The organism is Bradyrhizobium centrosematis, from assembly GCF_045571495.1.
In the GTDB taxonomy this organism is placed as follows: Bacteria; Pseudomonadota; Alphaproteobacteria; order Rhizobiales; family Xanthobacteraceae; genus Bradyrhizobium; species Bradyrhizobium centrosematis.
In genome coordinates this window covers 6,332,440-6,358,052 of the sequence record NZ_CP120703.1, presented here as the reverse complement: position 1 = coordinate 6,358,052, position 25,613 = coordinate 6,332,440, and the positions used below count along the sequence as shown (strand labels likewise).

Here is a 25,613-nt window from a genome sequence, read left to right as displayed (position 1 = left end):
GCAAGCAGAAGCCCGAGCAGAGCACCGCATTAGGCTTGTCTGTTAAGAGTTTCATAGCTGTGGCCGCGATTTGAGCGTCATCTGACCTCGCGACGGTACGCCTACCGATCTGAAATTAAATCGAAAAAGTGTAGAAGATAAAATTGAGGGACAAAGAACATGATTATATCGCGACGCAGTCTTATGAAAGCTAGCATTGCCGCCGGAACAGCCCTTGCGCTGCCCTCTCTAGTACGGGCTCAGACCGTTCCTGCTGGGGAACGAACCGCTCGCATGGTCATGGGAGGCGGTGATCTGCGCATATTTGACCCGGTCACGACCACCGCTACGATTACATACAACCACGCCCTTGCGATCTACGACATGCTATTCGCGCTCGATTCCAAATATACAGTGAAGCCGCAAATGGTGGATAAGTGGAGCGTGTCGGAAGACAAGAAGGTCTACACGTTCGCGTTGCGGGACGGATTGGGATGGCACGATAGAACCCCCGTGACTGCGTCAGACTGTGTGGCGTCAATCCGGCGTTGGGCGGAAGCGTCCCCAGGTGGAAAGCTGCTTAAGTCACGCGGCGCGGATATAACAAGGAAGGACGATAAGACATTCGCGATTTCGCTAAAGGAGCCCCTTGGAATATTGATTGAGATATTGGGCAATGCAGGAGCTACACTTTTTATAATGCGGGAAAAGGATGCAAGCCGCCCGCCGACGGAGCTGGTGACGGCCAATATTGGATCGGGGCCATTTAAATTCAACCATGATCTAGCCAAACCAGGCGCTAGCTTTACCTACGATCGGAACGAGAAGTACGTACCTCGTGACGAGCCCGCGGACGGATTTGCGGGCGGCAAGGTCGCAAAGTTTGATCGCATTGTTTGGGAGAACATTGCTGATCAGCAGACTGCTTTTGCTGCCCTGCAGGCGGGCGAGCTTGACTATCTCGGCGAGCCTCCCTCCGATCTTTATCAATTGATTGATGGCGATCAAAATCTTCAGTTGGAAGTGGTCGACCCTTCTGGCAGCGACTACTTTGTACGTATGAACTGTCTGCAGAAGCCATTTAACAATGTAAAGGCCCGACAAGCAATTCTTCACCTAATAGATCAGCGAGCTTATTCCGTTCTCATCAATTCAGAACCCCGTTTCTCACGCCCCGTGACATCGCTATTTGGAAACAGCTCGCCGTGTACGAATGCTGAGAATACCGGTTGGTTTCAAAAGGGCGGGAATCCAGAACTGGCCAAACAGTTGTTTAAGGAAGCTGGGTATGCAGGTGAGCGCATTGTAATACTGGACCCGACAAACGTTGCTTGGGCTCACGGGCCGGCGCAACTTTTGGCACTTTCCCTCCGTAAAATCGGTATCAACGCTGAGCTTTCACCAATGGATTGGGGGCAACTCGTGACAGTGAGAGGCAAAAAAGGGCCGGTAGAAGACGGTGGTTGGAGCATTCTTATCTCAGCTTATCCAGACTTCAGTCTAGGCTATCCGATCACCACAGCGTTTATGTCGATGAACGGCGAAGAGGGGTGGTACGGTTGGCCGAAAGACGATGCATATGAGGCCTTGCGTTTGACTTGGCCCAATCTTGAGACTTTTGAAGAGCGAAAGATTGCGGCTCAAAAGATGCAGCGTCTGTGGTGGGACGACGCTCCCGCAGTGTTTCTCGGCAATGTCTCTGGCCCAATCGCGCGGCGTAAGTCGTTAGTCGATATAATACATATGCCGGGGTTGCGACCTCTTTGGAACATGCAAAAGGCATCATCCTGATGGTGGGTTATGTCACTGCCCGTTCGCAATCGGCAGGCCGGCTTGGCTGTCGGGGCGAATAAAGGAGGGCGATTTCACCATACGTGGGCTCGTTTCCGAGCTTGCCGGCCGCGGCCTGAAGGTCGACTACCTGTTGTGAGATTTCGTGCATGCCAGAAGCTCAGCCTCAAAAGAAGCGTGGCGGCTGGCGAACGCGACCGATCCGAGGTCGCGCGGCGGCGAGCCCGGTGGGCAAAGTATCAAGGTCGCGTCGAGGCTGACCGGCTGGTCTTCATTGACGAGACCTGGACGCGGACCGATATGGCCCCCCTGCGGGGATGGGCTCCGCGCGGACACAGACTTCACGCCAAGGTTCCCCACGGCCGCTGGAAGACCATAACGTTCCTGGGGGTCCTGCGTCATGACCGGATCGATGCGCCATGGTTCGTCGAAGGGCCGATCGATGGTGTGAGCTTTCGCACCTATGTCGAGAAGGTGACCTTGCCCCAACGGGCTTAATCCAGTTTGAAGTTCGTTCTGGCCCACGACAAGGACCAGAGCATGAAGCGCAGCCGCTTTTCGGAAGAGATGGGGTATTCGGTCCCGATCGTCTGACCTATTTGCTGCGCGGCACGTTTTGGCTGACGATCATAGACCAACTCCATCCGAAGGAGAAAAGTCATGATCTACGTCGGTCTCGATGTTTCGCTGAATTCCGTTGCGGTATGTGCGGTGGACGAGACCGGAAAGCTTATCCGGGAGGGAACCACCTTGGCTGACGCGCCATCGATTGTGCAGTACCTCGAACCATGGGCTGGTCAAGTTCAACGGGTGGGCCTTGAGGCAGGACCGACGTCAGAATGGCTGACCGCAAATCTAATCGAACTGGGGCTGCCGGCCGTCAGTTTGGAAGCCCGCCAGGTTAAGGCGGCACTTTCGGCCATGCCGGTGAAGACCGATCGGAATGACGCCCATGGGATCGCGCAGGTGGTGAGAACGGGATGGTTCAAGCCTGTTCACGTCAAGAGCATCGGCAGTCAAAGGGCCCGGACGCTGGCCGCGGCTCGCAAGCATATCATCCGCTCCATCGCTCCCGCAGAGCAAGTCATCCGCGGACTTCTGCGTCCGCTCGGTCTCAAAGTCGGAGTCGTCTCGCGAAGTCTGTTCGCGACGCGAGTTCGTGAGTTGGTCGGCGATGACGACTTGCTGGAGGCGATCATGAATCCGCTGCTTGCCGGACGCGAAGCGCTGATGCGGGAGTACGGCCGACTGCATCGTCTGGTTCTGAAGGCCGTGCGCAGTGACCCGGCTTGTCGGCTCTTGATGACAATGCCGGGGATCGGCCCGGTGTCTGCGTTGACCTTCCGCTCCACGGTGGACGATCCGAGGCGATTCCTGCATTCTCAATCCGTCGGTGCCTATCTCCGGTTAACGCCCCGGCGATACCAATCTGGCGAGGTTGATCGGGTGGGACGGATCACAAAAGTCGGAGATGGAGAGACGCCGCACAGCCCTGTTCGAAGCTGCCAACGTCTTTCTCAGGCCATCAACCCGATGGTCTCCGATGAAGGCTTGGGCGGTGCGTGTTGCCCACCGGCAAGGAAGCAAGCGTGCGAAGGTCGCGCTGGCCAGAAAGATGGCTGTCGTCCTTCACCGAATGTGGGTTGATGGAACCGAATTCCGATGGACGGCGGTGGCGTAAGGACGCCATCGCCATCCCAAGAGACGCCCGTCGCGGGGCGTGGGGATGGTCGAGTTCGTATGATCTGTCGTGGCGTCCGCCCTCCAGGCGGCTGACTACGCCGAAGAGCTTGAACCGACCATTCAACCGAATCCCATCGTGTGGCGGCTTTGCCGACCACGAACAGAAGCAAGGTACCCGCGGCACGCGCTCTTAAGGGATTGACAGAAGCAGACCGAATACAGAAGCAGATCATCGGGATTTTGAAGGAGCACGAGGCCGGCGTTTCGGTTGCCGACCTGTGCCGCAAGCACGGCGTCAGCGACGCCAGCATCTACAAATGGAAGGCGAAGTTCGGCGGTATGGAGGTGTCGGAGGCTAAGCGGCTGAAGGCACTGGAGGATGAGAACACGCGGCTGAAGCGGCTGCTGGCGGATGCCATGCTCGACAATGTCGCGCTGAAGGACTTGCTGGGAAAGAAATGGTGACGGCCGCTGGGGAGCGGAAAGCTGTCGCGCATCTCATGGATGCCCAGGGGATGAGCGAACGGCGGGCGTGTAAAGCCATCGGCAGCTGCCGCATGACTGTGAGATACAAGACGATCCGGACGGACGATGGCGGCCTTCGCCAGCGCATGAAGGCGATCGCGCACGAGCGCCGCCGCTTCGGCTATCGGCGCGTGCATGTCCTGCTCAAGCGGGAGGGCTATAGGGTCAATGAACTGCTCCCTGTTTTGACCGGACACCGGCGTTAGCCGGAGGAGCTAGGCCTAGTCCTAGGCATACGCCTATGTCCGAGATGTTTTCAAAGATGGAAGTTATCACCGGCGTTGCCCGCCGGCGACGGTTTACGACGGAGCAGAAGCTCCTGGTCGTTAACGAGACGCTGCAACCGGGCATGTCGATCAGCTATGTTGCCCGTAACGGACGACTAACAAACGTGAGCGGCTGGACACTGGTATTGGTTGGAGCATTCCTGGCCAGACCGTGCTATTTCAACTGATCTTCCGACGGCGCCTCAATTGGTACGGCGAAGCCGGCCTTTACGCGATCCATGATCACCATTGTCTTGACTCCCTTTATATCGGGATTCTCATAGAAAAATCGTCGCGTGAATTGCTCATAATCTTCCATGGTACGCGCTGTAATATAGAGAACAAAGTCGGCGTCGCCGGTGACGTAAAATCCATTAACGACTTCGGCCGACGATTTGATGGCCTTTTTAAACCTGTCGATTATGTCTGAACGTTCCCGCTCCAGGCTCACCAGCACAAGCATTTGAATTGGGTTTCCTACCGCCTTCGGCGATACAATCGAGACATCCGATTCGATGATGCCTTCAGAACGAAGCCTCTTCAGGCGTCGTTGGCAGGCCGTAGCAGAAAGCCCTGCCAGCTCGCCAATAATATCGGAAGTTAGACGATTGTTCTTCTGAACGATCTCAAGGATCCGAGCGTCTATTCGATCGTACTGCATAATCGGCTCCAGCGTAGGTCTCGTCGTAAAAGCGTTAGTGGTAAAGGAAAATCATGTAGCAGGATCTGGGGCAAGCTTACCTAGCCTACTATCCTGAAGACACACGCAATTTTCAATGGGGCCGGATTGGATATGTCTTGACAAAATGGCTTTCTGGCTCACGCCAGGTGCCAAACGGAGAGGCCGTGCCGAGCATGTTGGCCACAACCATGTCCGCAGCGTTCGGCGGTCATGAGGTTGTCTCCTGACACCGCCACTCGCTGCGCCTCTGTCAGGGTCTGTCCTGGTTCGGATAGCCCGGAACGGAAGTGATGGCGGATCATGCTTGTATCGGTAAACCCAAGTGGAGTTGCTTGGCTGGCCAAATGAGCCGCGCGTACGGCGAAATCCTCCCTGGACCATGCGGAGGCAGTCAGCGTAGCAAAATGACAACTTTCTGAAGGCTAGCCGATCTTCTCAGATAAGGGGCCTGTCCCGCCAGCAGCTTTGTTCTGTCCCTTCGGCCTGTGCAAGTGTTCCGAAGAGCTGCTCAGACCTCCTCGGTCCCTGTGATCGGTCCAGGACGACGAACTTTCGAATCTCATATCATCTTTCGTGCCCTTAAGCGCAACGGCTCGGTGCTGCGTATGAAAGTGTTGCCCGTCAGTCCATGTACGCAGGATTTCGGCAGGGAATGGCCTAATATCACGCAAATTCGCCTCAGGCCCTCAGTAAGCTCGATGAATGATGATGCTTTCCAGTCGGAATAACATCGATATCAGGCGTGTCATGAGCAGGCTCTTGCGCAAAGTGCCGATTCGAGGTTGCGATCAGTTCGCTAGCCCGCGCCGTCTGGAAGCACAAGAAGTCAACAGGTGGCTAGGAGAAGCAGAATGACCGATTCAAAAACCGCCCCACGGTACACAGTGGGGTCGGGATGGAATGCGCTACTGCCGCCGCGAGCCCCGCACGAACAGCTCCCTAAAGAGAGGAGATATAATGCCATCGTTGTCGGGGCTGGCTATACGGGGCTAGGGGCAGCCCGCCGTTTGGCTGAATTGATGCCGGAAAAGGATATTATTGTCATCGAGTCGTCGGAGATCGGAGAAGGCTCATCGGCGCGGAACTCGGGTTTCTTGTCGCCGTCCGCGATCGAGCCGCGTCCAAATGCGTACGGCTCAGCAGAGGATGATGCAAATCGAAAAACGCGCATCGTGCTCGCCGGGCTCGATTGGCTACGGGCTGTTGTTGAGGAACAAAAGATTAACTGCGATTGGGATGAGACGGCCCCACGCATAGTTGCGGCTGCCACTCACCAAGGAGAGCACAGGCTCTTGAGCTCACGACAAGCTCTGGAAAGAAGGAATCTAAGCTACCGGGAGCATGATGCCCAGGGACTTAGAGCTCTTCTCGGTACCGACTATTACCAATACGGCTACGAAACGCTAACGCGCGCTTTTGTACAACCGGCCGCGCTTATCCGAGGTCTCGCTGACACGCTTCCTTCCAATGTCACTGTGCTTGAACAGGCGGCGGTCGACGCTGTGGAGGGATCGGGCCCGTTTAAAGTGCGGACGCCTCGGGCAGAGTTTGTGGCCGACCAAGTATTCATCGCGAATAATGCGCATGCGAGGGCTCTGGGTTTCCTGGCTGACCGAATGATCATCGTCTACACCTACGCGGGGCTAACCCCCGAGTTGGATGACGATGAACTTGGCCGTTTAGGCCCCTTGCCCGCCTGGGGAGTACTTCCGCCGACCCGAATGGGGACCACCATGAGGAAGGTCGGGCGACGATTCCTCATACGCAGCAGCTGGTCATACGAGAAGGAGGCAAACCCACAGAAGGTACGCTCAATTTTGACTCGATTGTTTCGGCGACGATTTCCACAAATGCGCTCGTATCACCTGGAGCACGTCTGGGGCGGCATGACCGCGATCACGGTCAACGGCGGAATGTATTTCGGGGAGCTGAGGCCAGGACTTTACGCCTCAGTTGGGTGTCAAGGGGCGGGGGTTTTGAGAGGCAATATTCACGGGAAGCTCCTGGCGGAGATGGCCTGTGGCTCCCAATCCCCTCTGTTGACAGATCGTTTAATGCTGACCGGCCCCGACTGGATCCCGCCGGAGCCGTTTCGTGGAATTGGCGCCATAGCGCGAATGACCTGGGAGCACTGGCGAGCCGGACGCGAATACTAGACCGGCAGAATAGGCGTTCATTCAGGTGCGTGGTCTTCAACCATGCGCGCCTGGGGTGATCATGAGGTCTAACTTCGACGAGCATTCAAGCTGAATTTGGCCCAGCACAGCCCGGCCGACAAATAAGATGTAAGCTTCAGATCATAGGATCAGCGGTGGAATTTCGGCGGCATGAGCCAGTTAATTCGATGAATTCGGCGTCAAGTGGCGGCTATTTTACTCTACCGAGCGCGCTGAACCTCGGTCCAACTTGCTTCGCCGCGGGACGTCCTTCGCTGCAGCGGATTTGCTCGGAGTTTCTCGATGGATAGTACGTATACCGATCTGACTGGCGCTCTTGCTCGGTTTGCCTCGAATCTTGACTTAGCTGACGTGCCAACTGATGTGAGAGCTGACGCTCGCCGACTTCTGCTCGATTCGATCGGTTGCATATTGGCGGCCGCGCGCACGCGCATGGCGCCGATCGTCCACGGACTGGCTGAAGTTTTGGGAGACGGCAATGTGGCATCCATCGCAGGCCGCAAACAACGCGCGAGCCTTGCGGGGGCGCTGTATGCCAACGGGCGTCTCGCGAACTGCATGGACCTGGATGAGACGTTCCCAGTAGGGCATCACTTCGGCGCAGGAGCGGTCGTTGCCGCGCTGGCGTTAGCGGAGGTACGCAAAGCAACCGGCTCGCAGCTCCTGCAGGCCTTGATCGCGGGCTATGAACTGGGTGGGCGCGTCGCAAGCGCGTGCGGCGCGCACATTTTCGGCAAGGCTGGTTCTGTTTCCCATTTCTCTGTGTCGACTGTCCTCGCGGCCGCGGGCGTGGGGATTCAACTGGAAGCTCAGGATGAAGGTTTGGCTCGGCAAACACTTGGCATAGCCGGTTCGAACACTCCGCTACCAAGCATGTGGCCGGGCAAATCAATGGATTTGCCGGATTCCAAATACCAGGATGCGGGTTGGGCCGTGCTTGCCGGCGTGTTTGCGGCTCGGTCAGCCACCCTTGGCGCAACTGGCCTTTCTGCTATTTTTGACGGCGAACGCAGTCTGATCAAAATGTGCGGCACGGATTGTTTCGACCCGGATACACTGGTCGGCGACCTTGGGTCTCGATGGATGCTGCCCGATATCACTTACAAGCCATGGCCGACGTGCCGGTGGATGCATCAGCCGCTCACCGCGCTCGTTGCTGCCGCTTCGAAGGCAAAGATCGATCCTCAGCAGATTGAAAGCATCTTGATCGACACCAATGCATTGGTATCTGGTCCTCGCTTTTGCAATCCTAAACCGCGCACCTGGGTTTCTCGGCAGTACAGCTTTCCCCATGCTGTAGCGATGGTCCTGCTCGGTATTCCTGTGGGGCCCGCCTGGTTAGACGATGCGACTGATGACATCCAGAACGTCAAGGAATTGCGAGAGAAAGTTTGCGTCGAGTCTTGGGACGTTGCTAATGAGTATGCGAGCCAGATCGTGCGCGGACAATTGCGCAATATGCCGTCACGCGTCACGATCGTGATGCGTGACGGCACGCGACTTCAAGCCGAGACGGACTTCGCGCTGGGCGATCCGTGGAAGAGCGATACAGCATACGGCGACGACCACGTCGTCGAAAAATTTCGCGTTGCGAGCGGGCTCTCGAAAGCGCGCGCGGATGAAGTGATCCAGGCCACACTGAATATCGAAACACAACCAGACATCGAACCTATTGTGTCGGTGCTGCGCGAGCCTGAGAAGTTTCGGGCGGTGTAGGATAGTCGTCGGTGCGGATCCGGATGCCGTTCCTGCACAACGCTGCTGGCGAGCTGGGTCGCAATGCACCCGGACGGCGGAATATCCGGGCATGCAGAAATCCGGCGGCATTGGCGTAAAGAAAGATGTAATCGTCCGGCTCGGGATGGGAACTCGCGATAAACTGCAGGCAAGCCCCAATATCGTTTGATAGCGTCCGAAGGCCACCGATCCAGAGTAACGCGCTGCAAGATTTGGGTCGCGGCAAAGCCTGACGATACTTCATCCAACAAGTAGGCGCGAGTCGACCGCGCCGTCGACTCAAGAGAGGAAGGGACCCATGGCAATATCTCGACGCAAGCTCATTAAGGCCGGGGCGGCTGCCGGGGCGGCTTTGTCGATTCCTTCAGCCCTATGGGCGCAGGCGGACCCCGCCGCTGCGCGGACCGTCCGCATGGTAACAGGGAGCGGTGACCTCCGCGTCTTCGATCCGATCTTTACCGCGGCATATGTCACCGCCAATCATGGGTTGGCGATCTACGATACGCTGTTCTCGCTTGATTCCAGGTTTATGCCGCAGCCGCAAATGGTGGCCAGCTGGGGCGTTTCCGACGACAAGAAGACCTACACATTTCAGCTCCGGGATGGTCTGAGCTGGCACGACGGCGCCCCTGTCACTGCGGCGGACTGTGTGGCCTCGATCCGTCGCTGGGCCGAAGTGAATCCCGGCGGACAGCTGATGATGGCACGGGCTAAAGATGTTTCAAAGAAGGACGACAAAACCTTCACGATCTCGCTCAAGGAGCCGCTGGGTCTTCTGATTGATATTCTGGCGAATATTGCCACGCCCTGCCTCTTCATCATGCGCGAGAAAGATGCGAGTAGCCCTGCAACAGAGCAGGTCACATCTAATATCGGTTCGGGGCCATTCAAATTCAATCGCGCTCTTGCCAAGCCGGGTGCCAGCTACACTTACGATCGCAATGAAAACTACGTGCCCCGAAAGGAGCGGGCCGACGGATTGGCCGGCGGAAAGGTCGTCAAGGTTGATCGTGTGATCTGGGACAATATCGCGGATCAGCAGACTGCTTACGCTGCTTTACAGGCGGGTGAAATTGACTTCTTCGGATCGCCGCCACTCGATCAACTCTCGACGATCAAGAATGATCCTAATCTTGAGCTCCAGGTTCTGAACACGGGCGGCAACGACTGGTACCTGCGCCTGAACTTTCTACAGAAGCCGTTCGACAATGTGAAGGCGCGTCAAGCTATGCTGCACTTGATCGATCAGGATGCGTTCATGCGCACCGAGTACCCGCCGGAATACATCAGCACCGTTACTTCGATATTTGGTACCGGATCAGTCTATTCGAATGATGAAAACACGGGCTGGCACAAAAAGGGCGGCGACCCTGAACGAGCCAGACAACTTTTCAAGGAGGCCGGATATTCGGGCGAGAAGGTCATGATTCTTCAGCCCACGAACATACCCTTCATAAACAACGCCTCGCAGCTATTGGCGGCATCCTTGCGCAAGATCGGAGTCAATGCCGAACTCGCACCGAGCGACTGGGGTGGGGTCGTCGCGCGCCGGGCGAACAAGGGTGCTGTTGAGAAAGGTGGCTGGAGCATCTTCATCTCGAGCGATTCCGATTACTCGCTGAGCAATCCGATCGGCAATATCAGCTTGGCAGCCAATGGTGACAAAGCGTGGTACGGCTGGCCGAACAACGAAGAATACGAGTCTCTTCGCGCCAAATGGGCAGACGTCGAAACGGTCGAAGAGCGCAAGGAGCTAGCCCGCAAGATGCAGCGAATCTTTTGGGATTTTGTCGGTTTCGTCTTCTTGGGGAAGAGTGTCTCGCCAATTGCGCGCCGCAAAACCCTGACAGGCGTGATCGGAATGCCGACGCTCCTTCCGATGTGGAATATGCAGAAGGTGTGACGCGTAATGGCTACCTCAACCCGGGGCGCCACGCGGCAGTTGGTCCCGTAAATGAATGTCACTGTAGTTCGGCAGGTGGAGTTGGGCGATCCGGGCGGTCCTTGCTGCGCACTGCCGCGCTCGTGAGCACGGCCCACATGAACACCTGAGTTGTGTTTGTTGCCGGCAAAGCAAGCTAAAATGCCGTAGCGAGTTGCCGATGGAGAAATCTATGGAATCCCATTCACACGAGAACCGATCATCTGTGACCGACCAGGATAATGGTTACGACGCTATCGCTTCGATTGAGACGAACATCGCGGATGGATTCACGATGGTAGCAGTGGGCGACCTGATCGCCACAAGGCCGCTGACGAAATATCAGGGAGCAGGCTTCGCCGCCGTCGTCAAAATTCTCCAGAATGCCGATGTCACATTCGGCAACATGGAAACGAACATCTTTGATATCCGATCGTTCAAGGGTAGCCCTGAGGCTGAGTATGGCGGTGCGTATCACGTCAGCCTGCCGGAGCTCGGGCCCGATTTAAGGGCGATGGGATTCAACATCCTGGGTCGCGCGAACAATCATGCCCTTGATTGGGGCCTTGAAGGGATGCGCGAGACGAGCCAGGCGCTCGATCAGAGCGGGATCGTGCACGCGGGGGCAGGCGAGAGTCTCGCACAGGCAGGGGCTGCTCGCTTTCTGGAGACGCCACGCGGTCGCGTCTCGCTGGTATCGTTTGCTTCGACCTTCACGCCGTTATCTCGCGCCGCCGATCCGGCGGGCGAGGCTCCGGGCAGAGCGGGCGTAAACACACTCCGCTTGGCGAAAACCACCATTGTTTTGCCGGAGATGCTCGAGAGCTTGAGGCGGATACGCAACGCGTTGCCAGGCTTCAAGTCCCATCGTGAGGATCCGAAAAGGGTGGTGCTCTCTGGAGTGACATACAAGACAGGCGATTCGATCAACTACAGCTACGAAGCCGACCCGCGCGATCTTGCCAAGATTGTGCGAAACGTTCGTCAGGGCAAGCAGTTCTCCGACTTTTGCATCGTTACGAATCACGGACACCAACCCGGGAATTGGTGTCAGGAGCCGCCTGATTATGAACAATCGCTTGCGCAAGGGCTGATCGACGCCGGCGCGGACGCATATGTGGGGCATGGGCCGCACCAGTTACGGGGCATCGAAATCTACAAGAACCGGCCAATCCTTTATGGGTTGGGCAATTTCATTATCGACGATCTCCGTACGCCGGTCGGGGCTGACATGTATGCTGCTTACGACAAGGACCCACAAACCGACACAGACGCTGAGGTGACGGCGAGTGAGATGACAAGAGGGTACGAGACGGAACCCGGATTTTCAGATCCAGTCTTTTACGAGAGTATAGTCGCGGCCAGCCGATTTGAGCAGAACCAGCTTGTTGAATTGCGGCTGTACCCGATCGAGCTCGATCGCTCCAAGAGGCTTGCCAACCGGGGCGTCCCGCGGCGCGCGCACGGGCCGCAGGCAATAGCTATTCTGGAGCGTCTGCAGAAGCTCTCGAAGCCGTTCGGTACGCAGATTGCGATTGTAGACGATGTTGGAGTTATAACTGCGCGCGCCAGTTCACCGCCTTGACGCTAGGTTGCTTCCAGTTGCTCTCACTCTGGGCGGAATGGATTGGCCTTAACACCCGGACCGTTGGATGCAGAGCACAGGTAAGCTCGATGCGCTGGGCCTTGTTCCCGACGCTGTCCAGCACGGAGTTGACGCCGAAGTGGGATTGTCAATCAGCGTGTGTCATTCACCCCCTCACGAACCAGCTGCTGATGAGGATACCGCCTTGCCGATGAGGCGTATTGTTGAGAACTGTCCTTATGGACACTGATAGGCGCAGTGCCCAAGTCGAACGGCTTGAGGTGGTGGACACGGGCCCGCGACGGCGCTGGTCCGAGGATGAGAAGCTCAAGATCGTCCTGGAGTGTCGGGCGACATGGAAAACTGACCCCCATATTGCCTCAGATGACAATGTTACTGAAGCGCACCCTGGTGTCTTTCGGGATCGGCTGCCGCGAGTCGGAGCAAGCCGCTCCGCGAAGCGCGCCCTCCAGAGCGCCGTAGCTAGCGAGCGGCTTGCGGTGCTTCGGCGAAAGAACCTGTCAGGATTAAATACGAAGGCGCGAAGCTTGGACCGATAGTGTGATCTCTGTGCTGTGATGAGCTGTCGAGCGGCCTTTGATCGCCAATTCTTCACCAGTCGCTGCACCGTGCGCCGCTGGGAGGCAATGCGGGGGGCAGTTTTCCATGGCCGCGCCTGCCCATCCAGCCATCGAAACCAATGAATCGCGATCGCTCCGCAATAGATTCCACGAGCGACGCGTTCAATTTCCGTGATGAGTTGCATAGATCGCACCTTTGGCGCGCGCGCAATAGAGCTGCCAGGAAAGCAAGCTCGAAGAAGACTGACGGCGTCATGATCTCGTGCAAGTTCGCCCGAACACAGCACGGGAACATCGACCGAATGCGGCGAGCAGACGCGCGATAGATCGTTGCGCAGGAGATCCACGATCATCATGTTCTCGGCCCGGTCTTTTTCGGATGCGACTAAGAGTTGGGCCCGCCGCTAGTCTTCATCAGGGTCGGCTGAACGTGCGATTGTGCCTTTGATCGGTCGCGTTTCAACTTGGCGACCGTCGAGTTTCAGAAATCGTTCCGGAGAGTTTGATGCAATGGTAAGGGTTCCGTAGCGCAGAAGCGCCGCAAAGGGCGCCAGATTCAACAACCGAAGTCGAGAATAGAAAGCAAGCGGATCAAATGACGGTGCCACACGCGGGCAGAAGCGCTGCGCAACATTAGCTTGGAAGATGTCTCCAGCCAGGGTCAAATCAATCGCGCGGCTTATCGCCGCGATATAGTCTTTGACGGCTGAAATTCGAATGCCACGCCAACTCGACCCAAAGAGTTTTTCGTCGCCTCAGCTGTGCTGGCAAGCAGCGATACCATCTCGTCGGCGCGACGTACGCATCGAGTCGTGCTCCGGCGAGCCGGTAGAAGCAACCCAACATCTCTACTGACTGCGATCGAAGCTGACGACTTCGTACAAGTGCAGCATGGAATCGGGCAAATATTGATCGATGATTGCTGGGAATGGGCAACAACTCCAACGTCCTGTTCAGATCATAAGCCCAAAAGCCTGCCGCGCCTCCTTGGAACGGTGGGAGACCAGAACGATGCTTCTGCGGATATTTAGCGAGCACGGCGCGAAGAACTTCCCATGGATTGCCCTCAAGAACCTCTTTGTTGCAACTCACCCGCTTCTCCGCGACCGTGTAGGTGCTGAAGCGATCACAGGCTAGATATGAATGGCGCCCCCACAATTCAGAACTTGAGGCGCTATCAAGAAACGTGAGATGTGGTCGATCAGCGAAACACCTCATTGCCATGACAGGCTCATCGCGAACGTGCATCGGGATCTCAGTTGCGGACGGGTATTGCTCTTGAATTGGAGCGTCGATCGTAATCGCCTATTCAGGGAGAGCGGTATACATCTGAGGCATTTAACTCGAAAGTTCGCGTCTCACAGTAGCATTTGCGCTTGAAGGCAAAGCGCGAAGTGACATTGCTTGTGCTGCCGCTCCTGCAGCACAAGCACCCGATGCACTGCAGCACGCAGCGATCCGCTGCTCGCGCAGTGCACGTCATCATCGTCTGGTCGACGCGCTCGGTATCGATCATCTTGTAAGCTGCGACGTCCGTCTCGTTGTCGAACTCATCCACGACGTCGATGCCGTTGCTCGAAATTGCGGATTGAGATTGCGCGCAGCCGCAAGATCGACCAACTCAGCAATAACCGGTCCATATTTGTTCGAGGTGTCACAACCGACGTTTAGCTATCCCAGCGACCTCGTATGCGTAAGGTGAAGTCTATTGAGGGTGCGGAGCAGGTGTTTGCGGCTACCAGAGGTCGGTTATCCAAGTCTTTTCACGATCAGCAATGCAGCATTGTAAAGCGTTTCAATGTTTTCGGGTGTCTATGAGTATGCGCTGTTCGCCGGCGTGAGCTAGGTCGCGCGCTGTACCGATGCGTTTGCAGCATCGTACGAAATGTACGGATCTGAGGTCGCAACAACACGGCTGCAGAGCGGCCGTTTGGAGTTGTCCGTTCCGTACAGAGTTTTTGCGTCAACAGCGGACGAAATCTGTCAACGTAAGTGGGCGAGCGGCGGAATAACCCGCACCGCGACGTTCACTGGTTCAAGCTACTGGTTGACGTTCGACGATGGCCCTGCAGGTCGAGAATGATTGGGGCGGGGGCGAAGGTGGGCGGCTCTTCCGCAGCCGGCACCTTACAGGCCAGACAATTTGGAGGACTTTTATGAAGATGGTGAAGAGCCTTTTGCTTGTTTCGGCGGCGGGATTGATTGCTGCAGGCGGAGCGCAGGCGGCCGATCTGCCCGTCAAGGCCAAAGCGATCGAATACGTGAAGATCTGCTCGCTTTATGGAGCTGGATTCTACTATGTCCCAGGCACGGACACATGCATCAAGCTGGGTGGTTATCTGCGCGCCGATACTCTGCTGGCCACAAGCTCTGACTTTAACGCTGCCACCGGTGGCGTGGCTGGTGCCCGGAACCGGCTGAGCAATTACTACACGACCCGGGCTCGACAGGATTTGCAAATCGATACGCGCACCGCGACCGAATACGGCGTGGTCCGGACGTTCGCCGAGCTCACGTTCACTTGGACCAGCGGCACTTACAGCGGTGCAGGAACGACCGCCGTAAATGGCGCGACGGCCTACACGTCGTCGGTCGGTTCTGCGGTCGCCGGTGGAGGACTTGGTGTCTACTACGCCTTCATCCAATTCGCCGGGTTCACATTTGGTAAGGCGGAGTCGCAGTTCAGGACCCCCTGGGCAGAATATCCCGCAAACAATATCGAATTGCCGGGAAGCGCCGGATGGGATCCTGTGAATCAGGTCACCTATACCGCTGATTTTGGTCAGGGCATCACGGCTTCTTTCTCTGCCCAAGATCAGGTCGCAAACTACACGACCAACCTCTGGAACGTGAGTGGCGCGACCGCAGCAGGAATCGCTACCGGTTCGTATGGTGCCAACGATATCGGCGGTTCGCGAGCGCCAGACCTCGTGGCGAGGGTCCGTATTGACCAAGCTTGGGGACTCTTTCAGGCGTCGTTCGCCGCGCACGACAACCATGCGGCATATTATGGCGCGTCCGAAGTCACCGGCCATCCGGGGGACAAATGGGGCTGGGCTGGACAATTGGCCTTGTCGATCAAAAACATCCCGACCGGCGCGGGTGACACGATCAATGTGACCGGCGTATATACGAACGGCGCGAGCGCGTACAACTTCCACGACTATCTGCCCTCGACCTACGCGATGTACGGCGGTACAGGCCTAGCTGGTGCATATCAAAGCCTTGGGTTTGGTGGTGTGTCCGACACGGTGTTCGTCACTGGCGCTGGCCAGGAGCTGACCACGACCTACGGCTTCAACGGTGGATATACCCACAATTGGGATCCATACTGGAATACGTCGATCTTCGGCGCATGGGCTGCCGTCCGGTACAACAACACGGCCAAGGGGTACATCTGCGGCGCGGTTGTCGCAACTGTCTCTCTCTCGAGCGGTCTTGCCGGTTGCAATCCTGACTTCAACTACGCGGTTGTCGGCACGAAGACGTCCTGGACTCCGGTCAGAAACCTGACCTTCACGGGCGAACTCGCGTATATGATGCTCGATCAAAAATATGCAAGCGGAAGCACTGTGACGCTCCCGCTGCAATCGGGGATCGCAAAGCCTGCTGCTCCCTACGAGCTGAAGGACCAGAACAGCCTCGTGCTGCTGCTCCGCGCTCAGCGCAACTTCTAAAGTCTATTCAAACTAGCGAAGGAGAAAACGCGACTTCATAGATGAAAAGCTGACCTCCAAGGAAAGGCCTCCGGCATGCCCGCCGGAGGCCTTTTAGCGAGGCTTGTTGCTCGGGCGAAGCGACCTCAGGCACGCTCGATTGAGGAACGCACGTCATAATTGTGTCTCGCCGAGACGCGGGTGAGTGCGGTGTCCGATCGAGGCGTTAACGCAATACTTGATGCGGGTGCAATTTTTCCGCGAATTGGTCTGGTTTGGCGAGAATAGACTTTTGCAGCGCAATGCAGTTGCGTCTGAGGCGCTATCTGCCCTTACATCGTCAGTTGACGTGGCGAGGCGATCATAGTTTAGGGGCGCCGCTTCATCGCTTCATATCATTGGAAACACCGTGGATGAACCAGACGCCGAGACCGGCGCCTCGGAATTCGGCAAATGCTTCGAGCGGCTTTTCCGTGAGCGGCTACGCCGCTACTGACTCGGTTGTCAGCCGAATCACCAAGCGGCGACCGCGGGTCACATTTTACAGCGACTTCGAAGACACGGAGTATCTGTCAGAAAGCTCACCAGAATTGGGGCAATCGAAGAACAAGAATTTTCGCGTGCTAGTGAACTAGTCGAAATGTGAAATTGCAGAATCGGTTGCAGCATACGCGCCGGAAATGATTCTGTAACAACCGCATGCCTTTTGCTCCAGGCCGCGACGCTCTCCAATTTGTAGCACGCCTCGTGTTTTACGAATTAAATGTTGTTCTTCAAAGCGGTTTAACGTCTCCGTTACTCCAGGGCGGCGCAGGCCTAAGACGGAGGAGAGATATTCATGGGTGACTGGAAGAACATGAGCTTCCACAGCATCGCTCGCCAAACAGAGCCAGGATGCAAGCCGCTTTTCGCGATCATGTCGGACGCCGCATAGCCCTGTCTGAGCACAATGCAGGCTCAGCGCTTGAACATACCGAAGTAGCTGTTCTCGGATTTCAGGGCGCTTGTCCATCAAGCGATACAAGTCCGCGACGCGGATCCTGTGCGCGCTTCCCGGAATCAGCACAACCGTTTGATAAGTCGAAACGTGTCCCCCCAACAGCGCGGCAGCTCCTACCGCCCCCCGACTACCTATTGTAGCGGTCTCTAGGATGCATCCTGCCGCAACAATCCTCAACGACACGAGACCCGATTCTACGAAATAGACGTGATCAAGATGCCTTTTCGGCTCTTGCAGAAGCATACGCGCTCTGAGTACGACCGGCTCCAAGAACTCTCCAATCGCCGCGAGGTCTTGCAATGAAAGCGCCGCCAAGATCGCGTTCTTGACGAAGAACCGCGTATTCGAACGCACGGCATTGAAGGGGCGGTTCGTGGTCTGCGTGCCGCCAGGCCGCACAAAAGCAGAATCTGCGGAGCTGTCAAAAATATCGACGGCGCTGGATACGTCACTGGTCATAATGCCCCCGTCCCTGGTGGTCACCCCGTCGACGTTCACGAACTGTTGAAGTGAATCATAGCAATGCATTCGTTCTGATTAATGCGAAAGTAGGTCCTTCAACGATTAAATCCCGCGTTGTAATGCGCCCTTTCGGCGGCTTTCGGCAGGTGCAGACTGCGAAAACCTGCCCCTTACATCTCCATTCCTTGGCTCGCGCAAGCTGCTTGGAGGGAGGTTCGAGGCCGACGTCGCCGAAGGGCTCAGCCGAAGGCTGCACGCGCCTGCCAGTAAGCGCGGTTTCAGCCCCGCGGTCCGTACCACGAGGTCAAGCATGATGGGTATTCCTACCCCTTGAGCTTTTCAGCGGACATCGATTCGGTTGATACAGAGTAGTCTGCCGCAAACCTTGGTTCTCGGAGCGGTCGCAGCAGCCTGTCGATTCCTGGTAAAGCTCATGCGCCTTGTAGGCTGCGAGTTCTGTCTCGTTGGCGAACTCACCATAGACTACTAGGTCAGTCTCGTTTCCGATCTGATCTTTCTTGAGATTGCGACCAATCTCGACGGGGCGTGCATGCGGGATTCGTCTCAGAAGTGACAGGTCTTCGATCATCTTTTCAATGTGGGACTCCTTCGTGGCGGTAAAAAAGACGATGTGGCGCGTCGAAATGGCACGCCTGAGACCGGAGGCTGTCCTGAAGATTGAGGCTACTGTTCACAAAGCGCGCACTACGACACCGGGCTGAAAGTCGCCCGCCTGATGCATCCTACCGATGTGGTGGCGACCGCGCGCGCTCCAAAGAGGCCGGCGCAACCCGCTTTTGCATCTGCCGAAATCCAAAGGATCGCGATCTTAATCAGGTCTGCGAGATGGTCAGCGCCGTCAAAGATCTTGGCATGGAGACCTGCGTCACCCCCGGAATGCTAACGCCGACCAAGACCGTGTGCCTGTCCGAGGCGGGGCTAGATTATTAGAATCATAACGTTGACACACCGCCGATGTTCTATGGCAAGATAGTCAGCACGCGCACCTTGGAGGATCGCATTGATACACCCGCGCGGTGCGTGAAGCCGGAATCGAGTCTGCTGCGGCGGCATCTTGGGCATAGGCGATCACGTCGAGGATCGACTTGGTATGCTCCTGCTACACCGGCGGCTCGTCGCCATACTGCAGGGAAGTGACGCCAAGAAAAAGCGATCTGCTGCTCGCTTATCTGGTTGTAGTTGAGCGCTTGGCATGTGCGGCCAAGCGCGAGAATCGGCAGCGCCCGCTTCAAACTCGAAGAGCAGACGATCTCTACGGCCCGCGGACGTGGGACGACAGCAATCAGGCAGCGATCTGGACTGTCACGCTGATTCGCGGTTCGCGAAGGATCGCCTGGTGATCAAAGTGGCACAGGTCGCCGGAGCCATGGCCGCACGAGGCCCCGGCTTATCGGTGGACCAAGGCTATAGCCGGCCGCGTTTTTAGCCGTTGTTAATCTGAACGCTCTGCAGGAGGCGGTCGAGGCGTCTCGCATCTGGATGGCACTCAAGCTCCAGATCCTCCCGTCTGTCGTCACATCTGAATAAGTCGAATTTTCCTGTTGATCTCTCGCGGCTCTTTGAGCTTCTTTTGGGCAAACAGCGGTAAAGCTTTGAGCGTAGGGGCGGCGGTTACCGCACAGAGCTCGCGCTGGCAGGCCGGAGCGGCGAGTTGCAGATGACCGTTCCCGCCGCCATCGGAGCAATGGCATCAGACGCCGCTTGGCAGACTTTAGCTGGAAGCCAATCGAAGGGAGGAACTTTGCCTTTCGATTCGGCCAGGACCGAGCACAAGATCACCTTGAACTACGGCGGCGGTCCGTCGACGCTGCCTGATCGGCGAGCGCTAGCTTGCGTTGCCGATTGGCCGAGCAAGGGGGCATCGATCTCGAGCTCGACGGACTGAAATCGCAGTCGCCGCTGTCTCGACGAGAGCCACGATCTCAATTTGATACCCCGAAACGGCTGGTTCGAGCTGCGTCTATCGCGAGCAGCTCTTCCTGCGCGCGGCTTACAAACGTCTGTTCGAGACCCTGCGGGAGCACGGTAACGACCCACGCGCCTGCAGGGTGACGGTCGAGCCTGTTGCGCGATCGCTTGCGACCCGAGACGACCTCGATCCCAGTGTCCCCATGAAGCTGGCGCGTTCTCGGCGTGATTGTCGCGCCATGACCTGTTTGGTAGCGAGACCGAGGAGCAAGTCGGCGAGGGCACCGCAGCGCTGCCGGGCACAATCTTTCCGTGCTCGCGGGAGAGGGAGCCGAGCTCGAGAATGGGGCGGCGCTCCTCACAGAAGATGGAGCAAACGCTGCCTGACTTCGGGCCGATCCGCGGGTGAGAACGGCGGCGAAACGTTGTAAGCGTTAACTGGACCCGACCCTATCGCAACCAAAGCGAGCAGCCGCGGGTCCCTCCCGGAAAGGTCGTCCGCAGGACTACATTCCTGTCCAGGGCTTTCCCTCCGTCGCTCGAGCGTTGCCGCACACTTCGATTTGCAGCAGGTCATAGTCATTGGCCCGGACTCTTCCGTGAAATTGTGCGCGACACCCGGAAATTTGCAGGAAATTGACGCGCTTATTGTCCAATGCGCAGCGCAGATGCCGTTGAAAACACCTATTGTCAGGCAGTTCAGTCTGCCAGACCTTCGATCACTGACCAACCGTGTTCCAACTACCACCCTTCCGGCCTAAGGTCCTTCTTCGGACTGAGGAAATAAAATGCGTAAGAATACAAAGCCCGTCTGGGACCACGTTGAAGCTCACAAATCAAAATTCTACGAGCTAAGCGACCGGATTTGGGGTCGCCCCGAAGAAAATTATCAAGAATTTTTTGCCTTCAGTGAGCACCGTCGCGCGCTTATCTCGGAAGGTTTTACCGTGAGCGAGGGGTTAGCCGACATTCCGACTGCGATTATGGGCGAGGCGGGCACTGGTCGGCCAGTCATAGCCATTCTTGGCGAGTACGACGCGCTACCAGGATTAAGCCAGCAGGCAGGAGTGGCGGAAAAGATGCCTGTCGTTCCCGGCGGAGCCGGGCACGGCTGTGGACACAATCTGTTGGGTTCCGCCTCTCTTTTGGCCGCTGTAGCACTGAAAGACTGGCTTGCCCAGACGGGGCTGCCGGGGCGTGTACGATATTACGGATGTCCTGCTGAAGAAGGCGGCTCTTCCAAAAGTTTCCTGGTACGGGCCGGCGCCTTCGATAACGTGGATATAGCAATCTCCTGGCATCCGTCTACTTTCAGCGGCGTATTTAGCCCGGTTTCCCTGGCCTGTGTGGAAATGGAGTTTACTTTTCATGGCCGCGCTTCTCACGCTTCCGTGGCGCCGCATCTTGGACGGAGCGCCCTCGACGCCGTCGAGCTTATGAATGTCGGTGTGAACTACATGCGTGAGCACATGCCTTCGTCCGCTCGCATTCACTATGCACTCGTTGATGGCGGAGGCATTGCGCCAAACGTGGTGCAGCCGCGCGCGGTTGTGCGTCACCTCGTGCGCGCGCGCGACCTCAACGGCATGTGGAGCTTGGTGGAGCGGGTCAAGAAAATTGCGGAAGGCGCGGCCCTGATGACGGAGACGACTGTCTCCGTAAAACAGCTTTCTGGAGAAGCAAATCTGGTCGCAAATCCACCCTTGGAGGAAGCCATGCAGGCAAACCTTTTGGAATTGGGAGGCGCCGGGTTTGACAGCGCAGACATAGAATTCGCAAAGAAGATCCAGGAAACTCTTACTCCCGAGGACATTAGCTCATCCTATGGGCGAGCTGGCCTGCCGGTTGGCACTGACGCACTGTGCGAACAGGTATCCCCGCTGTACGGCTCCTCAACGGACATCCTGGGATCGACCGATGTGGGAACGGTGAGCTGGGTGGTGCCTACGGTGCAATGCCGCGCGGCTTCCTTCGCAGTAGGAACTCCTTTCCATTCCTGGCAGCTGGTCGCTCAAGGCAAATCGCCAGCTGCACACAAAGGCATGGCACTGGCCGCAAAGGCAATGGCGGGCCTAGCAGCTGACGTCCTTTCAAATGAGGATCTCCTGTCGGCAGCGAAAGAAGCCTTCGCGACGTTTCGTCGTCAAAATCCTTTCAAAAACCCCGTTGGTCCGGAAACGAAGCCGTCGCTCGAAATGGCAAAATAATACAGGTCAGGCCCATTCTGCTTCGACACGCCGCAAAATGGTGCGGCGCTTTCGTAAGATCGTTCAAGAAATAATCGGCCGCGAAGCCTTCGCCGACAAAAAGCGTGCGCGAGGAAGTGACGATTTCGGCTTCTACTCAGCATGCGTGCCCTCGATCTACTTCTGGTTCGGCACTCGCTCGCCAGGCAAAGATTCGGATGTACATACCCCACATTCGGCGTCTCCGATGAGGTCATCATTCCAACGACTGAACTCACCGTCGGATACATCCTAGACCTCCCGAGCACGTGAGACGCCTTCCGGCAACTAGGAGGCTGAAATACCCGGCCAGCTAAATTGCGTTGCGCTCACACTGCAGCCTTTCGCATGCCTCTTCGAGGTCTCAAACGTCGTTATGTCAGTCCCTCCCACGTATCGTGAGCCCGATTCGGTAAGCACGCAGGCGAGCTCGCAGGGTCAACGGGACCCGTGATCTTTGGGTGAAGCAGCAGAGTAATCTCAATAGATATCAAGGAGGATCGATGAAGGTCTTAGTGCCGGTAAAGCGGGTGGTCGATTACAACGTCAAGGTCCGCGTCAAGGGCGATGGATCGGGCGTTGAACTCGCCAACGTCAAGATGTCGATGAACCCGTTCGACGAAATCGCGGTCGAGGAAGCGCTGCGTCTGAAGGAAGCCGGCAAGGCGACCGAGGTCGTGGTGGTCTCCATTGGACCGGCGCAGGCGTCGGAGACGATCCGCACGGGTCTTGCCATGGGCGCCGATCGCGGCATCCTGGTGAAAGCGGACGGCGCGGTCGAGCCGCTCGCAGTCGCCAAGATCCTGAAGAAGGTCGCGGAAGAAGAGCAGCCGGGCCTCATCATCCTCGGCAAGCAGGCGATCGACGACGATTCCAACCAGACCGGACAGATGCTGGCCGCGCTGCTCGGCTGGTCCCAGGCGACGTTCGCCTCGAAGCTCGAGGTCGAAGGCACCGACTTCAAGGTCACCCGCGAAGTCGATGGCGGTCTGCAGACCGTGAAGCTGAAGGGACCGGCGATCGTCACCACTGATCTCCGTCTCAACGAGCCGCGCTACGCCTCGCTGCCCAACATCATGAAGGCGAAGAAGAAGCCGATCGCGGAGAAGGCCGTCGCCGATTACGGGGTCGACGTCGCCGCGCGCCTCGAGGTTCTCAAGACCACCGAACCGGCGGGCCGCAAGGCGGGCGTCAAGGTCAAGGACGTCGCCGAGCTGGTGTCGAAACTCAAGAACGAAGCCGGGGTGCTCTGATGACGACGCTTCTGATTGCCGAACACGACAACGCCTCGCTCAAGGATGCGACCAACAAGGCCCTGACCGCAGCTGCCGCGCTCGGCGCGGATGTCGAGGTGCTGGTCGCCGGCCAGAAAGCCAAGGCCGCGGCAGATGCCGCCTCCAAGCTTGCCGGCGTGAAGAAGGTGCTGCTCGCCGACGGCGAGCTCTACGCGCACGATCTCGCCGAGCCGCTGGCCGCGCTGATCGTCTCGCTGGCCCCATCCTATGACGCGATCGTCGCGCCTGCGACCTCGCGCTTCAAGAACGTGATGCCGCGCGTCGCAGCTCTCCTCGACGTCATGCAGGTCTCGGAGATCGTCAAGGTGGTCGCCCCCGACACTTTCGAGCGTCCGATCTATGCCGGCAACGCCATCCAGACGGTGAAGTCGAAGGATGCCAAGAAGGTCATCACGGTCCGCACCTCCACCTTCGCCGCGGCGGGTGAGGGCGGCAGCGCGCCGGTCGAGACCGTGGCGGCGGCGGCCGATCCCGGCCTGTCGTCCTTCGTCGGCGAGGAGGTCGCCAAGAGCGACCGTCCCGAGCTGACCTCAGCGAAGATCATCGTCTCCGGTGGCCGCGCCATGCAGAGCCGCGAGAACTTCGCCAAGTACATCGAGCCGCTCGCCGACAAGTTGGGCGCCGGTGTCGGTGCCTCGCGCGCGGCGGTCGACGCCGGCTATGCGCCGAACGACTGGCAGGTTGGCCAGACCGGCAAGGTCGTGGCCCCCGAGCTCTATGTCGCGGTGGGCATTTCCGGTGCCATCCAGCATCTGGCCGGCATGAAGGATTCCAAGGTGATCGTCGCGATCAACAAGGACGAGGACGCGCCGATCTTCCAGGTGGCAGATTACGGCCTTGTCGCCGACCTCTACCAGGCGGTTCCGGAGCTGACGGCCGAACTCGGCAAAGCGGGCACGTGGTGCAAGTATCACTAGTCGATTCAAAAGCAGGAGGTTATCCTTCTTCCGCCCCGAGAAGGACGGACAGATGAAGAGAGCACGTTCACGGAAGAGCTAATTATTGCGGTGCAGAAGGAGCATGAGGTTGGGGCTAAGACGGTCGATCTGGCTCGCAAGCGCGGGATCTCCGAGGCGACGATCTACAATTGGGAAGCCAAGTTCGACGGCGTGGATGTTTCCGAGGCGAAGCGGTTAAGGGCCCTGAAGGAGGAGAACGGGAAGCCGAAGAAGCTTCTGGCCGAGTAAATGCTTGACCCAGCCGCACTCCTCGAGCTCATTTCAAAATAAGGTAGCGCCCGTCGCCAAGCGCGCTGCGGTCGCGCATCTGCAGGCCGTCATCAAGAGCCTCTCGGAACGTCGGGCCTGCTCGATCGTAGGTGCGAATCGGAAGATGGTGCGCTTCGCTCTAGCCGCCCGCCGGACGCAGTTCTGTCTGGCCGATTGCGCGATCTCGCCAAGAGCGGCGGCGTTTCGGCTATCGGCGCCGTTCGTCCTGCTGCGGGAGGGCGAGCCATCGGTAATCAATCGGGTCTACCGGCTTCATCGCGAGGAAGGGCTCGCCGTCCGCAAGCGGCGGGCTCGCCGCAAGTCCCTGGGGACCCCGGGCCCCGCTGCTAGTCGAGGCCAAGCCAAACGCCCGCTGGTCGGCCGACTTCGTCCACGACCAGTTTGCCAATGGCCGACGCTTCCGCACCTCAACATCATCGACGACGTGACCAAAGAATGCCTGGACGCCGAGTGCCGAAATAAAGGCAATACTAGGCGAACCTTGAGATCAACACGTGAGTCGAGCGCTCAGCCATGCCGCCTCTCGATCAGACGCGGCAACGCCATCACACAGAATTGGCGACCGGTGCTGCTGCGGCAGCCGCATTTGGGACACATCGTGCGCAGCATTCGAATATCGCCAAACGATGTCGAGCACCACTGCTGACGTCCTCCCGATCTTGTGGAGTGAACAGCACGGGCAGGCTGGATGCCCCAGGAGAGCAGCCTTGGTAGGCGCGCAAATGTTCGAAGTCTTGCGCGAGAAACTATTGGGGCAGGCTCGCGAATCTCGTTGCTCGGGCAACGCGGTCTCGATCGAGGGTTAGAACGCCTTCCCGCATCTCGGCGCCTTGCGTCCATCTGATGGTGGAGTTCACGCTCATCTTTACTTCGAGTTTGGGCACGGCGCC

General features: G+C 57.7%; 13 protein-coding genes and 7 pseudogenes. 15 read left to right on the top strand and 5 right to left on the bottom strand.

All coding sequences use genetic code 11. The features are described from left to right. Positions 1–159 precede the first annotated feature (159 nt). The 5 genes and pseudogenes from P6U31_RS30155 to P6U31_RS30135 form a co-directional block, all read left to right on the top strand. Positions 160–1,770 carry an ABC transporter substrate-binding protein gene (locus tag P6U31_RS30155; RefSeq protein ID WP_407185318.1) on the top strand — a complete coding sequence of 537 codons (1,611 nt, stop codon included), beginning with the start codon at positions 160–162 and terminating at the stop codon, positions 1,768–1,770. A gap of 43 nt (positions 1,771–1,813) precedes the next feature. Continuing rightward, a pseudogene (locus P6U31_RS30150) lies at positions 1,814–2,256 on the top strand (transposase); the annotation flags it as partial. A 174-nt stretch (positions 2,257–2,430) separates the two neighbouring features. Then, positions 2,431–3,451, top strand: a pseudogene (locus tag P6U31_RS30145) (IS110 family transposase). Between the two features lie 200 nt (positions 3,452–3,651). Next, a pseudogene (locus P6U31_RS30140) lies at positions 3,652–4,148 on the top strand (transposase); the annotation flags it as partial. Between the two features lie 71 nt (positions 4,149–4,219). After that, positions 4,220–4,351: pseudogene (locus P6U31_RS30135) on the top strand (transposase); the annotation flags it as partial. A 68-nt stretch (positions 4,352–4,419) separates the two neighbouring features. On the opposite strand, the gene P6U31_RS30130 reads toward P6U31_RS30135, so the two are convergent. Beyond that, entirely contained in the window at positions 4,420–4,905 is a 486-nt protein-coding gene (locus P6U31_RS30130) for an Lrp/AsnC family transcriptional regulator (protein ID WP_407185317.1), read from the bottom strand. An 872-nt stretch (positions 4,906–5,777) separates the two neighbouring features. Here P6U31_RS30130 and P6U31_RS30125 point away from each other — a divergent pair. The 4 genes from P6U31_RS30125 (at position 5,778) to P6U31_RS30110 (ending at position 12,346) form a co-directional block, all read left to right on the top strand. Further along, a complete protein-coding gene (locus P6U31_RS30125; protein ID WP_407185316.1) occupies positions 5,778–7,082 on the top strand; it encodes an NAD(P)/FAD-dependent oxidoreductase in 1,305 nt (434 codons plus the stop codon). Positions 7,083–7,385: 303 nt separating this feature from the next. Beyond that, positions 7,386–8,819: an MmgE/PrpD family protein gene (locus P6U31_RS30120; protein ID WP_407185315.1), complete on the top strand. Its 1,434-nt coding sequence runs from the start codon at positions 7,386–7,388 to the stop codon at positions 8,817–8,819. Between the two features lie 319 nt (positions 8,820–9,138). Then, positions 9,139–10,743 (top strand): ABC transporter substrate-binding protein, encoded by a 1,605-nt coding sequence (locus P6U31_RS30115; RefSeq protein ID WP_407185314.1) that lies wholly within the window; start codon positions 9,139–9,141, stop codon positions 10,741–10,743. A gap of 211 nt (positions 10,744–10,954) precedes the next feature. Next, complete coding sequence (locus tag P6U31_RS30110) at positions 10,955–12,346, top strand: CapA family protein (RefSeq protein WP_407189988.1); 1,392 nt, start codon at positions 10,955–10,957, stop codon at positions 12,344–12,346. Between the two features lie 166 nt (positions 12,347–12,512). Here the strand turns inward: P6U31_RS30110 and P6U31_RS30105 are convergent. Next, a pseudogene (locus P6U31_RS30105) lies at positions 12,513–13,592 on the bottom strand (chorismate-binding protein). A 1-nt stretch (position 13,593) separates the two neighbouring features. Then, a complete protein-coding gene (locus tag P6U31_RS30100; RefSeq protein WP_407189987.1) occupies positions 13,594–14,145 on the bottom strand; it encodes a hypothetical protein in 552 nt (183 codons plus the stop codon). Between the two features lie 938 nt (positions 14,146–15,083). Here P6U31_RS30100 and P6U31_RS30095 point away from each other — a divergent pair. Next, positions 15,084–16,604, top strand: a complete 1,521-nt coding sequence (locus tag P6U31_RS30095) for a porin (protein ID WP_407185313.1) — start codon at positions 15,084–15,086, stop codon at positions 16,602–16,604. 610 nt (positions 16,605–17,214) lie between these two features. Here P6U31_RS30095 and P6U31_RS30090 read toward each other — a convergent pair. Further along, the gene (locus tag P6U31_RS30090; protein WP_407185312.1) at positions 17,215–18,042 is read right to left on the bottom strand and encodes a Crp/Fnr family transcriptional regulator; all 828 of its coding nucleotides are present in this window, start codon (positions 18,040–18,042) and stop codon (positions 17,215–17,217) included. A gap of 307 nt (positions 18,043–18,349) precedes the next feature. Beyond that, positions 18,350–18,634 carry a Dabb family protein gene (locus tag P6U31_RS30085; RefSeq protein ID WP_407185311.1) on the bottom strand — a complete coding sequence of 95 codons (285 nt, stop codon included), beginning with the start codon at positions 18,632–18,634 and terminating at the stop codon, positions 18,350–18,352. Between the two features lie 66 nt (positions 18,635–18,700). On the opposite strand from P6U31_RS30085, the pseudogene P6U31_RS30080 reads away from it, so the two are divergent. From P6U31_RS30080 to P6U31_RS30060, 5 genes and pseudogenes are all read left to right on the top strand, one after another. Then, positions 18,701–19,168 (top strand): annotated as a pseudogene (locus tag P6U31_RS30080) (radical SAM protein); the annotation flags it as partial. Positions 19,169–20,762: 1,594 nt separating this feature from the next. Then, positions 20,763–22,181, top strand: a complete 1,419-nt coding sequence (locus P6U31_RS30075) for a M20 family metallopeptidase (RefSeq protein WP_407185310.1) — start codon at positions 20,763–20,765, stop codon at positions 22,179–22,181. Between the two features lie 521 nt (positions 22,182–22,702). Beyond that, the gene (locus tag P6U31_RS30070; RefSeq protein ID WP_407185309.1) at positions 22,703–23,452 is read left to right on the top strand and encodes an electron transfer flavoprotein subunit beta/FixA family protein; all 750 of its coding nucleotides are present in this window, start codon (positions 22,703–22,705) and stop codon (positions 23,450–23,452) included. Beyond that, positions 23,452–24,411: an electron transfer flavoprotein subunit alpha/FixB family protein gene (locus tag P6U31_RS30065; RefSeq protein WP_407185308.1), complete on the top strand. Its 960-nt coding sequence runs from the start codon at positions 23,452–23,454 to the stop codon at positions 24,409–24,411. Before P6U31_RS30070 ends, P6U31_RS30065 begins: the two co-directional genes overlap by 1 nt. A 21-nt stretch (positions 24,412–24,432) precedes the next feature. Beyond that, positions 24,433–25,172 (top strand): annotated as a pseudogene (locus tag P6U31_RS30060) (transposase); the annotation flags it as partial. Positions 25,173–25,613 lie beyond the last annotated feature (441 nt).

Bases quoted from the DNA above. Each gene is read 5' to 3' on its own strand.
- P6U31_RS30155 (WP_407185318.1), top strand. From the start codon at position 160: ATGATTATATCGCGACGCAGTCTTATGAAAGCTAGCATTGCCGCCGGA.
- P6U31_RS30130 (WP_407185317.1), bottom strand. From the start codon at position 4,905: ATGCAGTACGATCGAATAGACGCTCGGATCCTTGAGATCGTTCAGAAG.
- P6U31_RS30125 (WP_407185316.1), top strand. From the start codon at position 5,778: ATGACCGATTCAAAAACCGCCCCACGGTACACAGTGGGGTCGGGATGG.
- P6U31_RS30120 (WP_407185315.1), top strand. From the start codon at position 7,386: ATGGATAGTACGTATACCGATCTGACTGGCGCTCTTGCTCGGTTTGCC.
- P6U31_RS30115 (WP_407185314.1), top strand. From the start codon at position 9,139: ATGGCAATATCTCGACGCAAGCTCATTAAGGCCGGGGCGGCTGCCGGG.
- P6U31_RS30110 (WP_407189988.1), top strand. From the start codon at position 10,955: ATGGAATCCCATTCACACGAGAACCGATCATCTGTGACCGACCAGGAT.
- P6U31_RS30100 (WP_407189987.1), bottom strand. From the start codon at position 14,145: ATGAGGTGTTTCGCTGATCGACCACATCTCACGTTTCTTGATAGCGCC.
- P6U31_RS30095 (WP_407185313.1), top strand. From the start codon at position 15,084: ATGAAGATGGTGAAGAGCCTTTTGCTTGTTTCGGCGGCGGGATTGATT.
- P6U31_RS30090 (WP_407185312.1), bottom strand. From the start codon at position 18,042: ATGACCAGTGACGTATCCAGCGCCGTCGATATTTTTGACAGCTCCGCA.
- P6U31_RS30085 (WP_407185311.1), bottom strand. From the start codon at position 18,634: ATGATCGAAGACCTGTCACTTCTGAGACGAATCCCGCATGCACGCCCC.
- P6U31_RS30075 (WP_407185310.1), top strand. From the start codon at position 20,763: ATGCGTAAGAATACAAAGCCCGTCTGGGACCACGTTGAAGCTCACAAA.
- P6U31_RS30070 (WP_407185309.1), top strand. From the start codon at position 22,703: ATGAAGGTCTTAGTGCCGGTAAAGCGGGTGGTCGATTACAACGTCAAG.
- P6U31_RS30065 (WP_407185308.1), top strand. From the start codon at position 23,452: ATGACGACGCTTCTGATTGCCGAACACGACAACGCCTCGCTCAAGGAT.